Genomic DNA, 15,802 nt, shown 5'->3' on the forward strand with positions numbered 1-15,802 from the left:
CTGATGAAGTGTGTTGACCGTTCTCCACTGGTGGTGCTCTGTCGGAGAGCTTTACGGGGACGTCTGGAGTTCCCGGGTAGCTTCCTCGAGTTTTCTGAGCAGACGCTTCTGACTCCTCGGCAAGGTGCGCGCATAAACTGGTTCGACCATGGCGAGTCTGCCGCGAAAGCTCACGGCCAGTGTCCAACGCAATTTGCAACGCCCAGCCGGCATGGGCGTGACTTTGTAGACCTATTTCCGACCCTCTGAACTTGCTTCACCGTCCTGGAAACGACGCCGGCGACATGTAGGCAAGTCCACCGTTCGACTCATAGACGTCGACCCGGCTGGGCGGCGTGACGAACTTACGCCAACCTCCGCCCGCCACTGGTTCACCTGCTGCCTCCGCGAAGTTGTAAACACCCCGCGCGACTTCCTCCCCGAACTTGTAGTAGTCCCTCTCGTTGGTTTTCGATATCCACATTTGCTGAGGTTGCAACGTCACCTTGACGCTGCCGGGCGCCTCGGACTCGATCTTGGCAATAGCGCATGCCCACGCGACAGGTGTTTGGCACATATCGGTGAACGACGTTGCCATGCCATCGTCAGTCGACAAGCCACTAAGGACCGCGTCTGATACTTGCTTCGCATATGCCGTGCCGTCATAGGGGGGCGACGAGGTGCCGCCGGGTGCTGCTGACCTGCTCGGGTCGGCCGCGCAACCGGTGAGCGCCAAGAGCAAAACCGCGATGAAGTGCCACCTCATGCACCGAAACCCTATAGCTAGCGTTTCCCGGTCGAGGCCAAATAGATGATACGAGGGGGACTCTAATCTGCGTGTCAGCTCGGCGAATTGGCTGAAAAGCACGCGCGATTGAGGCATGGCTGTGCGTCTCTGCTTTCGCACCATTCATGCACCTGGTCGCGGTTCTCAAGCGCGTCCGTTGCTATGCGTAGGAAGCGGCTATCGTTGTGGCCGGCGCACGCCGACAGCGGCTACGTCGCGGTAAACCAGTGGGACAGCCGAACGCGGCCCACACCCTCACGCGGATCTGGCTCAAGCTGGCCAAGGCGACCGGTGTGCGTTCGCACCGGCTGCACGATGCCCGCCACTCCCGCGGGACTGCGCTGCTCGGGCACGCTGACGCCTCTATCACTGCCCGCCTCTACGCCCACAGCCAGGACGACGCGCTCCGCTCCGCTGGACAGAGTTTGGCGCAGTTGTGACATCGTCGTCACGCTGAACGCAGTTTCGCGGGGCAGCCGATCGAGGGTGTTGCGATAAACCGCAGGTGAAAGCTGGTTTCTCTGGGTGCCCCCGGCAGGATTCGAACCTGCGGCCTTCTGCTCCGGAGGCAGACGCTCTATCCCCTGAGCTACGGGGGCGCACGAACAGCATGTTGCGCCATAGGGCATAAACAAGCCCCGCCAGAGTAGCGCATCCCGGGGACCGCCCGACCACCGGTAATGGATTCGAAGCCAACGCGCCCCAGCCAATAGGATGGACGCTCGTGACCCCCGCCGACCTCGCTGAGCTGCTCAAAAACACCGCCACCGCGGTGTTGGCCGAGCATGGCCTCGACGTGTCCGCGTTGCCGGCGACGGTCACCGTGGAGCGCCCGCGCAACCCCGAGCACGGCGACTACGCCTCCAACCTGGCCTTGCAGCTGGGCAAGAAGGTCGGCGCAAACCCGCGTGAGCTGGCCGGATGGCTCGCCGACGCGCTTGTCCAGACCGACGGCATCGCCGCAGCCGAAGTGGCCGGACCGGGCTTCATCAACATGCGCCTGGAGACCTCGGCCCAGGCCAAGATCGTCAACGACGTCATCGATGCCGGCGCAGGTTACGGCCACTCCGACGCCCTGAAGGCCCTAAAGGTCAACCTGGAGTTCGTCTCGGCCAATCCGACCGGGCCCATCCACATCGGCGGCACCCGCTGGGCCGCCGTCGGCGACGCGCTCGGCCGGTTGCTGACGACGCAGGGTGCCGACGTTATCCGCGAGTATTACTTCAACGACCACGGCGCGCAGATCGACCGCTTCGCTCAATCCCTGGTCGCCTCAGCGAAAGGTGAGCCCCCTCCCGCAGACGGCTACGCAGGCACCTACATCACCGAGATCGCCGCGCAGGTACTGCAGAAGGCGCCCGAGGCGTTGGACCTGCCCGACGGCGAGATGCTCGAAACGTTCCGGGAAATAGGCGTCGATTTGATGTTCGCCCACATCAAGGAATCACTGCACGAATTCGGCACCGACTTCGACGTCTACACCCACGAAGACTCAATGCACACCAGCGGCCGGGTCGAGCAGGCGATCGACAAGTTACGCGAAACCGGCAATATCTACGAGAAGGACGGCGCAACCTGGTTGCGCAGCAGCGCTTTTGGTGACGACAAGGACCGCGTCGTGATCAAGAGCGACGGCATTCCGGCTTACATCGCCGGGGATCTGGCGTACTACCTGGACAAGCGGGAGCGCGGCTTCGACCTGTGCATCTACATGCTCGGTGCCGACCACCACGGCTACATCGCCAGGCTCAAAGCGGCTGCTGCCGCGTTCGGTGAGGACCCGGCCACGGTCGAGGTGCTGATCGGGCAGATGGTCAACCTCGTGCGCGACGGCCAGCCGGTCAAGATGAGCAAGCGCGCGGGCACCGTGATCACCCTCGACGACCTGGTCGAGGCGATCGGCGTGGACGCCGCGCGCTACAGCCTGATTCGTTCCTCGGTGGACACCCCGATCGACATCGACCTGGCGCTGTGGTCGTCGGCGTCGAATGAAAACCCGGTCTATTACGTGCAGTACGCCCACGCCCGGCTGTCCGCGCTGGCCCGTAACGCCGCCGAATTCGGCCTGATCCCCGACACGGCGCACCTCGAGCTCCTCGGTCACGACAAAGAGGGCACGCTGCTGCGCACCATCGGCGAGTTCCCGCGGGTATTGAAAACGGCTGCGTCGCTGCGAGAACCGCACCGCGTCTGCCGCTACCTGGAAGACCTCGCGGGCGACTATCACCGGTTCTACGACTCGTGCCGGGTGCTGCCGCAGGGTGACGAGCAGCCGACCGACCTGCACACCGCGCGGCTGGCGCTGTGCCAGGCCACCCGCCAGGTCATCGCCAACGGATTGGCCATCCTCGGAGTCAGCGCGCCGGAGAGAATGTGAACGTCCATCCCGCCGGACCCCGGCACGCCGAGGATGCCCGGCACGCAGGTAGCCCGCCCCGCCCGCAGTCAGCCGAGGAGTTGCTGCGCCTGGCGCCAAATGTCTGGCCGCGCAGCACTTCTCGTAACGAAAGCGGAGTGGCTTCGATCGCCGGGGTCACGGTCACCGACCTCGCGCAGCAGTACGGGACCCCGCTGTTCGTCGTCGACGAGGACGACTTCCGCTCCCGCTGCCAAGAGACCGCCGCGGCCTTCGGCGGGGGAGCCAACGTGCACTACGCCGCCAAGGCATTCCTGTGCAGCGAGATAGCCCGCTGGATCGAGGAAGAGGGCCTGTCCCTGGACGTGTGCACCGGTGGCGAATTGGCCGTTGCGCTGCACGCTGACTTTCCGCCGGAGCGAATCACGTTGCACGGCAACAATAAATCGGTTACCGAGCTGACCGCGGCGGTAAAAGCCGGTGTCGGGCACATCGTGCTGGACTCGGTGACCGAGATCGAACGGCTCGACACCATCGCCGGCGAGGCGGGCATCGTGCAGGACGTGTTCGTGCGTCTCACGGTCGGTGTCGAGGCCCACACCCACGAGTTCATCTCCACAGCGCACGAAGACCAGAAGTTCGGACTGTCGGTCGCCAGCGGCGCGGCCATGGCCGCGGTGCGGCAGGTGTTCGCCGCCGACCACCTGCGCCTGGTCGGCCTGCACAGCCACATCGGGTCCCAGATCTTCGACGTCGCCGGCTTCGAGATCGCCGCACACCGGGTCATCGGGCTGCTGCGCGACATTGTCGCCGAATTCGGGGTCGACAAGACCGCGCAGGTGTCAACGGTGGATCTTGGTGGGGGACTGGGTATCTCGTACCAACCATCCGACGATCCGCCGCCCATCGCCGACCTGGCGGCCAAGCTGAGCGCCATCGTCGGCCACGAGTCCGCCGCCGTCGGACTGCCCACCCCCAGGTTGGTGGTCGAACCCGGCCGCGCCATCGCTGGACCGGGCACCATCACGCTGTACGAGGTCGGCACCGTCAAGGACGTCGACGTGAGCTCGACCGCGCACCGCCGCTATGTCAGCGTCGACGGTGGCATGAGCGACAACATCCGTACTGCCCTCTACGACGCGCAGTACGACGTGCGGATGGTGTCCCGTCTGTCCGACGCGCCCGCCACCGCGGCCCGTCTGGTCGGAAAGCATTGCGAGACCGGCGATATCGTCGTTCGCGACACCTGGGTGCCGGACGACATCCGGCCCGGTGACCTCGTTGCCGTGGCCGCGACCGGCGCCTACTGCTATTCCTTGTCGAGCCGTTACAACATGGTGTGCCGTCCCGCCGTGGTGGCCGTGCGTGACGGAAAGTCCCGGGTGATCCTGCGCCGCGAGACGGTCGACGACCTGCTGAGTTTGGAAGTGAGGTGACCGTGCCCGATAACGAGAAAGTCGTAGGCGTAGCGGTACTCGGGTTGGGCGTAGTCGGCAGTGAGGTCGTACGCATCATCGAGGAGAGTGCCGAGGATCTGGCGGGCCGCATCGGCGCCCCACTGGTGCTGCGCGGCGTCGGGGTGCGCCATGTGGCCGAGGACCGCGGGGTGCCCGTCGAACTGCTCACCGACGACATCGATGAACTCGTCTCCCGCGACGACGTCGACATCGTCGTCGAAGTGATGGGCCCGGTCGAACCGGCCCGCAAGGCGATCCTGACTGCGATCGAACACGGCAAGTCCGTGGTGACGGCGAACAAGGCATTGCTGTCCACGTCCACCGGAGAATTGGCCAAGGCCGCCGAAACCGCCGTCGTGGACCTGTATTTCGAGGCAGCGGTCGCCGGGGCGATCCCGGTGATCCGCCCGCTGACCCAATCGCTGGCCGGGGACACGGTGTTACGGGTGGCGGGCATCGTCAACGGCACCACCAACTACATCCTGTCCGAGATGGGCAGCACCGGAGCCGATTACCAGCAGGCGCTGGCCGATGCGAGTGCGCTGGGCTACGCCGAAGCCGACCCCACCGCCGACGTCGAAGGTTATGACGCCGCGGCCAAGGCGGCGATCCTGGCATCCATCGCCTTCCACACCCGGGTGACCGCCGATGACGTGTACCGCGAGGGCATCACCAAGATCACCCCGGCGGACTTCGAGTCCGCGAAATCCCTGGGCTGCACCATCAAACTGCTGTCCATCTGTGAGCGCATCACCACCGACGAAGGCCAGCAACGCGTTTCGGCCCGGGTTTACCCGGCGTTGGTGCCGCTGGACCATCCGCTGGCCTCGGTGAACGGCGCGTTCAACGCGGTCGTGGTGGAGGCCGAAGCGGCCGGACGGCTGATGTTCTACGGGCAGGGGGCCGGTGGTGCGCCCACCGCATCGGCGGTCACCGGCGACCTGGTGATGGCCGCCCGTAACCGGGTGCTGGGCAGTCGCGGGCCGCGTGAATCCAAGTACGCCCAACTCCCGGTGGCGCCAATGGGTTTCATCGCCACCCGCTACTACGTCAGCATGAACGTCGCCGACAAGCCCGGCGTGCTGTCGGCGGTGGCCGCGGAATTCGGCAAGCGCGAAGTGAGCATCGCCGAGGTCCGTCAGGAAGGCGTGACCGACGACGGCGGTCAACGGATCGGGGCACGCATCGTCGTGGTCACCCACCAGGCAACCGACGCCGCACTGTCGGAAACCGTTGAGGCGCTTGCCGACCTGGACGTGGTACAGGGAGTGGCGAGCGTGTTGAGACTGGAAGGAACGGACCTATGAGCCGGACGGTCGTCCACCAACCCTGGCCGGGGTTGATCGCGGCCTACCGGGACCGACTCCCGGTGGGCGACGACTGGACCCCGGTCACCCTGTTCGAGGGCGGTACACCGCTGATCCCGGCGCCCCGGTTGTCCGAAAGAACCGGTTGCACTATCCATTTGAAGGTCGAAGGCCTCAACCCCACCGGCTCCTTCAAGGACCGCGGCATGACGATGGCCGTCACCGACGCGCTGGCCCGCGGCCAGCAAGTGGTGCTGTGCGCGTCCACCGGCAACACCTCGGCATCGGCCGCGGCATATGCCGCCCGCGCCGGCATCACCTGCGCGGTGCTGATCCCGCAGGGCAAGATCGCGATGGGCAAGCTGGCGCAGGCGGTCATGCACGGCGCCAAGATCATCCAGATCGACGGCAATTTCGACGATTGCCTGGAACTGGCCCGCAAGATGACCTCCGACTTCCCGACCATCTCGCTGGTCAACTCGGTCAACCCGGTACGTATCGAAGGCCAGAAGACCGCGGCGTTCGAGATCGTCGATGCGCTGGGCGTCGCGCCGGACGTGCACGCACTGCCGGTCGGCAACGCGGGCAACATCACCGCGTACTGGAAGGGCTACACCGAATATCACCGCGACGGGGTGATCGATCGGCTGCCGAGGATGCTGGGCACCCAGGCTGCCGGTGCGGCGCCGCTGGTGCACGGTGAGCCGGTCAAGAATCCGGAGACCATCGCCACCGCCATTCGCATCGGCGCCCCAGCGTCGTGGACGGCGGCCGTGGAAGCCCAGCAGCAGTCCGACGGCCGGTTCCTGGCGGCCACCGACGAGGAGATCCTGGCCGCATACCACCTGGTGGCCAGCCTCGAAGGCGTCTTCGTCGAGCCTGCGTCGGCGGCCAGCATCGCCGGTCTGCTCAAGTCTGTCGAGGACGGTTGGGTGCCGCGCGGCTCGACAGTGGTGTGCACCGTGACCGGCAACGGCCTCAAGGACCCCGACACCGCCCTCAAGGACATGCCGGCGGTGTCTCCGCTGCCGGTCGATCCGGTCCTGGTGGTCGAACAACTGGGGCTCGGATAGCGGTGACGAAGACGCTGCCCGCGGGGTTGGTTGCGAGCGCCGTAGTCTCGGCGTCCAGCGCCAACCTCGGCCCGGGTTTCGACAGTCTGGGCATGGCGTTGAGCCTGTGCGACGAAATCGTGCTCGAGACAACGGATTCGGGCCTGGAGGTGACCGTCGAGGGCGAAGGTGCCGGTCAAGTGCCGCTGGGTCCCGAGCATCTAGTGGTACGCGCCGTTCAGCGCGGCCTGCAGGCCACCGGTTTCCGTGCCGACGGGCTGGTGGTGCGCTGCCGCAACGACATTCCGCATTCCCGCGGTCTGGGTTCCTCGGCGGCGGCTGTGGTGAGTGGCCTCGCCGCAGTCAACGGCCTTGTTGCCCAGACAGATTCGCCACCGCTCAGTGAACCTCAGTTGATTCAGCTGGCCTCGGAGTTCGAAGGGCATCCCGACAACGCGGCGGCCGCGGTGCTGGGCGGTGCGGTGGTTTCCTGGGCGGACCACCGCGGCGACCGGACTACCTACTCCGCGGTGCCGCTGCGCCTGCATCCCGATATCCATCTGTTCGCTGCCATCCCCGAGGAGCGATCGTCGACCGCGGAAACGCGAGTCCTGTTGCCCGCCCAGGTCAGCCACGAGGATGCGCGGTTCAACGTCAGTCGCGTCGCATTGCTGGTGGTCGCGCTCACCGAACGGCCCGATCTGTTGATGGCTGCCACCGAAGATGTTCTCCACCAACCGCAACGCGCTCCCGCGATGTCGTCGTCGGCGGAATATTTGCAGCTGCTGCGACGTCATAACATTGCGACAACCCTGTCCGGGGCCGGGCCGTCGCTCATCGCGCTCGGCACCGAACCGGAGTTACCAGGTGAAGCGGTCGAATACGGGGCCGCAAACGGATTCGTCATCAAGAAGATGACGGCGGGCGACGGAGTTCGCTGGAAGCCGGGTGTCACGGTCGCAGGATGATCCACAGTGCGGCGGCGGGTTTTCTTGCTTCCCGCCAGGAAGCGGGCTATTCTCGGAGCCGTCCAGCAATCGCAGCATCTGCATCCATACTGCCTTGACGCTAGGACAACCACCAATTCTTCTCGTGATTCGTCGCCAATCCTGGCGATCACCGTTTCAGAGTCGATGATTGGGCGCACTCGGCACTTGCCTGAATAATCGTCCGATGCAGGAAACCCCCGCTTGACGTGAGCAGCGGGGCAAGAAAGGAAATCCGTGACTGATACGGACCTCATCACGGCTGGCGAAAGCGCCGACGGCGGAAAGCTGTCGGACGTCGTGACCACAGACTCTCCAGAGGTCAAGAGCAACGCGCCGGGCGGGTCGCTAGCCACCATGGTGCTGCCCGAATTGCGCGCTCTGGCCAATCAAGCCGGTGTCAAAGGGACATCGGGCATGCGCAAGAACGAGTTGATCGCCGCGATCAAGGAAAGCCGGGGACAGGCCAACGGCACGTCGTCGGAACCGCCGCCCGCCAAGGCCGCGCCGGAAGCCGACCAGGCCGATGCGCCGCGCCAGAAGGACGCCACCGACACCGCCACGGCGCAGACGGCGCCGCCGGCCGAAGGCGTTGTGCAGGACGAGCAGAAGAACGACGCACCGCGGCGGGAGCGTCGCGGCGCCTCCCGCGACGCTGGAGCGGCCGCCAGCAAAGAGAACGGCGACGACACTTCCACCGGTCAGCGCGACCAGAAACCGCCGAAGAACGAGGAGCGCTCGTCGGACTCGGGCAACGACCAGAACGGTGACCAGCAGGGCAACAACCAGCGGGGCGGCGACGACGACGGCGACGGGCGGCAGGGTCGCCGGGGCCGCCGGTTCCGGGACCGCAGGCGCCGTGGTGAGCGCACCGGCGAAGGCGGGGGCGGGGAAACCGAGCTGCGCGAAGACGACGTCGTCCAGCCCGTGGCCGGCATCCTCGACGTCCTGGACAACTACGCCTTCGTGCGCACCTCCGGCTACCTGGCCGGTCCGCACGACGTCTACGTCTCCATGAACATGGTGCGCAAGAACGGCCTCCGGCGCGGTGACGCGGTCACCGGCGCGGTTCGGGTACCCAAAGAAGGCGAGCAGCCCAACCAGCGGCAGAAGTTCAACCCGCTGGTCCGCCTGGACAGCATCAACGGCGGCTCCATCGAGGACGCCAAGAAGCGTCCCGACTTCAGCAAGTTGACGCCGCTGTACCCCAACCAGCGACTGCGCCTGGAAACCACCCCGGACCGGTTGACCACCCGGGTGATCGACCTGATCATGCCGATCGGCAAGGGTCAGCGGGCGCTGATCGTGTCGCCGCCCAAAGCGGGCAAGACGACCATCCTGCAGGACATCGCCAACGCGATCACCCGCAACAACCCGGAATGCCACCTGATGGTCGTGCTCGTCGACGAGCGGCCTGAAGAGGTCACCGACATGACCCGCTCGGTCAAGGGCGAGGTCATCGCCTCGACCTTCGACCGGCCGCCGTCAGATCACACCTCAGTCGCCGAGCTGGCCATCGAGCGCGCCAAGCGCCTGGTGGAGCAGGGCAAGGATGTCGTGGTGCTGCTGGACTCCATCACCCGACTGGGCCGCGCGTACAACAACGCCTCGCCGGCGTCGGGCCGCATCCTGTCCGGTGGTGTCGACTCCACCGCGCTGTACCCGCCCAAGCGGTTCCTGGGTGCCGCCCGCAACATCGAGGAAGGCGGGTCGCTGACCATCATCGCCACGGCGATGGTCGAGACCGGCTCCACCGGTGACACCGTCATCTTCGAGGAGTTCAAGGGCACCGGTAACGCTGAGCTCAAGCTGGACCGCAAGATCTCCGAGCGCCGGGTGTTCCCGGCGGTCGACGTGAACCCGTCCGGCACCCGTAAGGACGAGCTGCTGCTTTCGCCGGACGAGTTCGGCATCGTGCACAAGCTGCGTCGGGTGCTCTCGGGTCTGGACTCCCACCAGGCCATCGACCTGTTGATGTCGCAGCTGCGCAAGACCAAGACGAACTATGAGTTCCTGGTCCAGGTGTCCAAGACGACACCGGGCAACATGGACAACGACTGACCCGGCAGGAATACCGGCCTTGCCCCCACTGTTTTGGGGAGCAGGGAGTTGACCTGGCATAATGGGCGCTCGACCAGCGAAGAGGACAGCATGAAAACTGACATTCACCCCGCCTACGAGGAGACCACAGTCCACTGTGGTTGCGGCAACACGTTCACCACCCGCAGCACCAAGCCGGGTGGCCGGATCGTGGCCGAGGTCTGCTCGCAGTGCCACCCGTTCTACACCGGTAAGCAGAAGATCCTCGACAGCGGCGGACGCGTGGCCCGCTTCGAGAAGCGTTACGGCAAGCGCAACAAGACCGAAGCCGGCGACAAGTAGCCGGCTCACCGACGCCCGAACTGTGCACCACGAGCGCAGGCCGGGCGTCGGTTCGCGTTCGGGGCAGGGACCGCTTGAGGAGGTGAGATGACGCAGCCGGTGAAGACGATTGACGTCCTGCTCGCCGAGCACGCGGAGCTCGAGCGGGCGTTGGCCGATCCCGAACTGCACAGCAAAGCCGACGAGGCGCGCAAAGTGGGCCGCCGGTTCGCCCGGGTGGCCCCGATCGTCGCGACCCACCGCAAACTGGTGTCCGCACGCGAGGATCTGGAGACCGCGCGCGAGCTGGCCGCTGACGACGCGTCGTTCGCCGACGAGGTCCCCGAGTTGGAGGCCCGGGTCGCCGAACTCGACACCCAACTCACCGACATGCTGGCGCCGCGCGACCCGCACGACGCCGACGACATCGTGCTCGAGGTGAAATCCGGTGAGGGCGGCGAGGAATCGGCACTGTTCGCCGCCGACCTGGCCCGGATGTACATCCGCTACGCCGAACGGCACGGGTGGACGGTGACGGTGTTGGGGGAGACCACGTCGGATCTGGGTGGCTACAAGGATGCGACGCTGGCCATCGCCAGCAAGGGTGACAGCGCGGACGGGGTGTGGTCGCGGCTGAAGTTCGAGGGCGGTGTGCATCGCGTGCAGCGCGTGCCGGTGACGGAATCCCAAGGGCGCGTGCATACTTCGGCGGCCGGGGTGCTGGTCTATCCGGAGCCCGAAGAAGTCGGCGAGGTGCAGATCGACGAGTCAGACCTGCGCATCGACGTGTACCGGTCGTCGGGCAAGGGCGGTCAGGGCGTCAACACCACCGACTCCGCGGTGCGAATCACCCACCTGCCCACCGGCATCGTCGTCACCTGCCAGAACGAACGCTCCCAGTTGCAGAACAAGACCCGAGCGTTGCAGGTGCTGGCCGCGCGCCTGCAAGTGCTGGCCGAGGAACAGGCGCTTGCCGACGCCTCCGCCGATCGGGCCAGCCAAATCCGCACGGTGGACCGCAGCGAACGCATCCGTACCTACAACTTCCCCGAGAACCGGATCACCGATCACCGGATCGGCTTCAAGTCCCACAATCTCGACCAGGTTCTCGACGGTGACCTCGACGCGTTGTTCGATGCGCTGAGCGAAGCCGACAAACAGTCCCGGTTGCAACAGGCGACATGAAGTCGCTGCGGCAGGCAATCGATTGCGCTACGACGCTGTTGGCCGAAGCGGGAATCGATTCTGCGCGTTGCGATGCCGAGCAACTGGCCGCGCACATCGCCGGCACCGACCGCGGCCGGCTGGCCCTGCTCGAGGTTCCAGGCGAGGAGTTCTTCGGACGCTATGACGACGCCGTCGCCGCCCGGTCGCGCCGCGTGCCGTTGCAGCATCTGATCGGAACCGTGGCATTCGGCCCCACGCTGCTGCACGTGGGTCCGGGTGTGTTCATTCCGCGACCGGAGACTGAGGCGATGTTGGAATGGGCGATGGGACAACCACTTCCGGAGCGTCCCGTGATCGTCGACGCGTGCACCGGATCCGGCGCGTTGGCGGTTGCGCTGGCCCGGCACCGGCCAGCGGCGCGGGTGATCGGCGTCGACGACTCCGAGGCGGCCTTGGTGTACGCACGACGCAATGCAGAAGGTGCCAACGTGGAATTGGTGCACGCGGACGTGGGTGCGCAGGGACTGCTACCCGAATTGGACGGACAGGTGGACCTGCTCGTCGCGAATCCGCCCTACGTACCGGATGACGCTGTGCTGGAACCCGAAGTCGCGCAGCACGATCCGCACCACGCGGTATTCGGTGGACCGGACGGCATGGCGGTGATCCACGACGTCGTCGGCCTCGCCGGCCGGTGGCTGCGGTCCGGTGGCTTGTTCGCCGTCGAGCATGACGACACCACGTCGGCGTCGACGGTCGAATGCATCGACAGCACAGACCTTTTCGACGACATCGTGGCACGGAACGATCTGACCGGACGGCCGCGGTTCGTCACCGCCCGCAGGAGGCCAAGGTGAGCGACGTCTTCGACTGCGCCGACCCGGACCAGCGCGTGCGCGGCATCACCTCCGCGGTGGACGCGCTCAAATCCGGTCGCCTGGTCGTGATGCCGACCGACACCGTGTACGGCATCGGTGCCGATGCGTTCGATCGCGGCGCGGTGGATGCGCTGCTCGCGGCCAAGGGCCGGGGCCGCGACATGCCGGTCGGCGTCCTGGTCGGTTCCTGGCACACCATCGAGGGCCTGGTGTACGGCATGCCCGACGGCGCGCGCGACCTGGTGCGCGCGTTCTGGCCGGGGGCGCTGAGCCTGGTGGTGAAGCAGGCTCCCTCGCTGCAATGGGATCTCGGCGACGCGTACGGCACGGTGATGCTGCGGATGCCGTTGCACCCGGTGGCCATCGAGTTGCTGCGCGAAGTCGGACCGATGGCGGTGTCCAGCGCCAACATCTCCGGTCAACCTGCCGCCGGCGACGTCGACGAGGCACGACGCCAACTCGGCGACCTCGTCGACGTCTACCTCGATGGTGGCCCGGCCGCACAGCAGGCCGCGTCTACGATCCTCGACCTGAGTGGGAAGACGCCATGCATCCTGCGTGAGGGGCCGGTCAGCGTCGCGCGGATAGCCGAGGTGCTCGGCGTGGACGCCGAGATCCTCGCCGGCGACTTGCCCAACGTGTAACCACTGCGAAAATCTCGGTCGATTTTCGCAGTCACTGCACGCTCGACGAAGGCGAACCCGGGTTGCAGCCACCGCCACACGTTCGGCGAGCGAAAGGCCGCGGCACGAGACTCAGGTTGGTGACGTAGCCTCTCGTGGTGTCCAGCGACGTGACCAGCCTTGCCGGTGGTTTGCTCGCCCTCGCGCCCCGCACCGCCGGCGTCCCGCTGCGTGAACTCGCTTTGGTCGGCCTGACCGCGGCGATCATCACCTATTTCGCGACCGGGCCGGTCCGCGTGCTGGCCACCCGGCTGGGCGCGGTCGCCTATCCGCGCGAACGCGACGTGCACGTGACGCCCACTCCCCGCATGGGCGGGCTGGCGATGTTCCTCGGCGTGGTCGCCGCGGTGTTCCTGGCTTCTCAGTTGCCGGCTCTCACCCGCGGATTCGTCTATTCCACCGGCATGCCCGCGGTGCTGGTCGCCGGTGCGGTGATCATGGGTATCGGGCTGATCGACGACCGCTGGGGCCTGGATGCGCTGACGAAGTTCGCCGGGCAGATCACCGCCGCCAGCGTGCTGGTCACCATGGGCGTCGCCTGGAGCGTCCTCTACATCCCGGTCGGCGGCGTCGGGACCATCGTGCTGGATCAGGCCTCTTCGATCCTGCTCACCTTGGCGCTGACCGTGTCGATCGTCAACGCGATGAATTTCGTCGACGGCCTGGACGGGCTGGCCGCCGGACTGGGGCTCATCACCGCGCTGGCCATCTGCGTGTTCTCGGTGGGCCTGCTGCGCGACCACGGCGGCGACGTGCTCTATTACCCGCCGGCGGTGATCTCGGTCGTTCTCGCAGGTGCCTGCCTGGGCTTCCTGCCGCACAACTTCCACCGTGCCCGGATCTTCATGGGCGATTCCGGGTCGATGCTGATCGGCCTGATGCTGGCTGCGGCTTCCACCACGGCCGCCGGTCCGATCTCCCAGAACGCCTACGGCGCCCGCGACGTGTTTGCTCTGCTGTCACCGTTCCTGCTGGTGGTGGCGGTCATGTTCGTGCCGATGCTGGATTTGCTGCTGGCGATCGTGCGACGCACCCGGGCGGGCCGCAGCGCGTTCACACCCGACAAGATGCATTTGCACCACCGGCTGTTGCAGATCGGGCATTCGCATCGACGGGTGGTCCTGCTCATCTACTTGTGGGTGGGCATCGTCGCATTCGGCGCCGCGAGCACGATTTTTTTCGACCCGCGGCACACCGCTGCGGTGATGCTGGGCGCGATCGTCGTCGCCGGTATCGCGACGGTGATTCCGTTGTTGCGGCGCCGCGACGACTACTGGGACGAGGACTGAGGCCGACTACGACAGCCGGTAGTAGCTGTCGCTAGTTTGTGATACGGTGCTGGTAGAACCCCGAAATAACCATCGCGGGTTGCCGGCCCCCCGGCCTGTCGGATGTGTATCCGGCCGCGCCGCTCGACGACCGACACAGGGAGCTACCCCTTGGGAAAGTCCAGCGCGAGCCTTGCGATACGCTCGGCGGGCCACGAATCAGCAAGTGATGTGGTTCACGCTCCATCAACCCGGGATTGAGGTGCTGCAGTGACGACACCAGCGCAGGACGCGCCGTTGGTGTTTCCCGCTGTTGCTTTCCGCCCCGTGCGCCTCTTCGTCATCAGCCTGGTCCTGACTGCGGTCGCGACGGCGATAGCCGGCTACGTGGGCAACCCGATGGTCGGGGTGTACTTGGGTGTCGGGTTGCTGCTGGGTTTGCTCAACGCTCTTCTGGTGCGTCGTTCGGTGGAGTCGATCACCGCACGCGACCATCCGCTGAAGAGGTCGATGGCGATCAACTCGGCGTCCCGAGTCACGGTCATCACCATCCTGGCGCTGATCATCGCCTTCATCTTCCGCCCCGAAGGATTGGGCGTGGTGTTCGGCCTGGCGATCTTCCAGCTGCTGCTGGTGGCATCGACCGCGCTGCCGGTGTGGAAGAAGCTGCGGACCGCAAACCTGAATGAGCAGCATGAAACGCCGCCGAGCGGGGTATTGACCGGATCGGAACGGACTGAGGAAAGAGGCACCGGTGATGACTGAGTCGATCTTGGCCGCCGCCCAGATCGAGGTCGGCGAGCACCACACGGCCAAATGGCTGGGCTTGACCGTCAATACCGACACCATTTACTCGACGGCTATCGCCGCGGTAATCGTGCTTGCGTTGGCGTTCTGGCTGAAATCGAAGGTCACCTCCAGCGATGTTCCGGGCGGCGTGCAGCTGTTCTTCGAGGCCGTCACCATCCAGATGCGCAACCAGGTCGAGTCCGCTATTGGGATGCGGGTCGCCCCCTTCGTGCTGCCGCTCGCGGTGACAATCTTCGTCTTTATCTTGATTTCGAACTGGCTCTCGGTCCTTCCGCTGCAGTACAAAGACGGTGAAAAGCCGACCGAGTGGCTCTCGGCAGCGGCATCGGACATCAATTACGTGCTGGCGCTAGCCCTCTTCGTCTTCGTTTGCTATCACGCCGCAGGGATCTGGCGGCGCGGCATCATCGGCCACCCGGTCAAGGTGCTCAAGGGGCACGTGGCAATCCTGGCGCCGATCAACGTCGTCGAAGAATTGGCCAAGCCGATCTCGTTGTCGCTCCGACTCTTTGGCAACATCTTCGCCGGCGGCATCCTGGTCGCACTGATTGCGATGTTCCCGCCCTACATCTTGTGGCTGCCCAACGCGATTTGGAAATCCTTCGACTTGTTCGTCGGCGCGATTCAGGCGTTCATCTTCGCGCTGTTGACAGTCCTGTACTTCAGTCAATCCATGGAACTGGACGAAGACCACCACTAGAAAAATCCTGG

At 65.8% G+C, this 15,802-nt stretch carries 15 protein-coding genes and 1 tRNA gene; 14 read left to right on the forward strand and 2 right to left on the reverse strand.

Features of this window, described 5'->3' with window-relative positions:
* Positions 1-256: 256 nt before the first annotated feature.
* Positions 257-745 (reverse strand): hypothetical protein, encoded by a 489-nt coding sequence (locus AC5Y46_RS10485; protein WP_499941091.1) that lies wholly within the window; start codon positions 743-745, stop codon positions 257-259.
* A gap of 248 nt (positions 746-993) precedes the next feature.
* On the opposite strand from AC5Y46_RS10485, the gene AC5Y46_RS10490 reads away from it, so the two are divergent.
* The gene (locus AC5Y46_RS10490; protein WP_499941089.1) at positions 994-1,206 is read left to right on the forward strand and encodes a hypothetical protein; all 213 of its coding nucleotides are present in this window, start codon (positions 994-996) and stop codon (positions 1,204-1,206) included.
* An 86-nt stretch (positions 1,207-1,292) separates the two neighbouring features.
* Here the strand turns inward: AC5Y46_RS10490 and AC5Y46_RS10495 are convergent.
* Positions 1,293-1,365 (reverse strand) — tRNA-Arg (locus AC5Y46_RS10495).
* Between the two features lie 125 nt (positions 1,366-1,490).
* Here AC5Y46_RS10495 and argS point away from each other — a divergent pair.
* The 13 genes from argS to atpB all read left to right on the forward strand — a co-directional run bounded on the left by argS (position 1,491) and on the right by atpB (position 15,791).
* A complete protein-coding gene (gene argS, locus AC5Y46_RS10500) occupies positions 1,491-3,143 on the forward strand; it encodes an arginine--tRNA ligase (protein WP_499941088.1) in 1,653 nt (550 codons plus the stop codon).
* An 80-nt stretch (positions 3,144-3,223) separates the two neighbouring features.
* Positions 3,224-4,558, forward strand: coding sequence for a diaminopimelate decarboxylase (lysA, locus tag AC5Y46_RS10505; protein WP_499941397.1), 1,335 nt, complete (start codon positions 3,224-3,226; stop codon positions 4,556-4,558).
* Between the two features lie 2 nt (positions 4,559-4,560).
* A complete protein-coding gene (locus tag AC5Y46_RS10510; protein WP_499941395.1) occupies positions 4,561-5,886 on the forward strand; it encodes a homoserine dehydrogenase in 1,326 nt (441 codons plus the stop codon).
* Entirely contained in the window at positions 5,883-6,959 is a 1,077-nt protein-coding gene (thrC, locus tag AC5Y46_RS10515) for a threonine synthase (RefSeq protein WP_499941086.1), read from the forward strand. The genes AC5Y46_RS10510 and thrC overlap by 4 nt, the downstream gene beginning before the upstream one ends.
* A 2-nt stretch (positions 6,960-6,961) precedes the next feature.
* Positions 6,962-7,906, forward strand: a complete 945-nt coding sequence (gene thrB / locus AC5Y46_RS10520; protein ID WP_499941085.1) for a homoserine kinase — start codon at positions 6,962-6,964, stop codon at positions 7,904-7,906.
* A gap of 255 nt (positions 7,907-8,161) precedes the next feature.
* On the forward strand, positions 8,162-9,985 hold the full coding sequence (rho, locus tag AC5Y46_RS10525) for a transcription termination factor Rho (protein WP_499941083.1): 1,824 nt from the start codon (positions 8,162-8,164) through the stop codon (positions 9,983-9,985).
* A 90-nt stretch (positions 9,986-10,075) separates the two neighbouring features.
* Positions 10,076-10,306, forward strand: coding sequence for a 50S ribosomal protein L31 (gene rpmE / locus AC5Y46_RS10530; RefSeq protein ID WP_499941082.1), 231 nt, complete (start codon positions 10,076-10,078; stop codon positions 10,304-10,306).
* An 87-nt stretch (positions 10,307-10,393) separates the two neighbouring features.
* On the forward strand, positions 10,394-11,470 hold the full coding sequence (gene prfA, locus AC5Y46_RS10535) for a peptide chain release factor 1 (protein WP_499941080.1): 1,077 nt from the start codon (positions 10,394-10,396) through the stop codon (positions 11,468-11,470).
* Positions 11,467-12,309 (forward strand): peptide chain release factor N(5)-glutamine methyltransferase, encoded by an 843-nt coding sequence (gene prmC / locus AC5Y46_RS10540; protein ID WP_499941078.1) that lies wholly within the window; start codon positions 11,467-11,469, stop codon positions 12,307-12,309. Before prfA ends, prmC begins: the two co-directional genes overlap by 4 nt.
* Positions 12,306-12,974 (forward strand): L-threonylcarbamoyladenylate synthase, encoded by a 669-nt coding sequence (locus AC5Y46_RS10545; protein WP_499941076.1) that lies wholly within the window; start codon positions 12,306-12,308, stop codon positions 12,972-12,974. The genes prmC and AC5Y46_RS10545 overlap by 4 nt, the downstream gene beginning before the upstream one ends.
* 134 nt (positions 12,975-13,108) lie before the next feature.
* Positions 13,109-14,302: a UDP-N-acetylglucosamine--decaprenyl-phosphate N-acetylglucosaminephosphotransferase gene (rfe, locus tag AC5Y46_RS10550; RefSeq protein ID WP_499941074.1), complete on the forward strand. Its 1,194-nt coding sequence runs from the start codon at positions 13,109-13,111 to the stop codon at positions 14,300-14,302.
* A gap of 249 nt (positions 14,303-14,551) precedes the next feature.
* The gene (locus tag AC5Y46_RS10555; protein ID WP_499941073.1) at positions 14,552-15,046 is read left to right on the forward strand and encodes an ATP synthase subunit I; all 495 of its coding nucleotides are present in this window, start codon (positions 14,552-14,554) and stop codon (positions 15,044-15,046) included.
* The gene (atpB, locus tag AC5Y46_RS10560) at positions 15,039-15,791 is read left to right on the forward strand and encodes a F0F1 ATP synthase subunit A (RefSeq protein WP_499941071.1); all 753 of its coding nucleotides are present in this window, start codon (positions 15,039-15,041) and stop codon (positions 15,789-15,791) included. The genes AC5Y46_RS10555 and atpB overlap by 8 nt, the downstream gene beginning before the upstream one ends.
* Positions 15,792-15,802: the final 11 nt, after the last annotated feature.

It is taken from the genome of Mycobacterium sp. NGS59 (genome assembly GCF_059812345.1).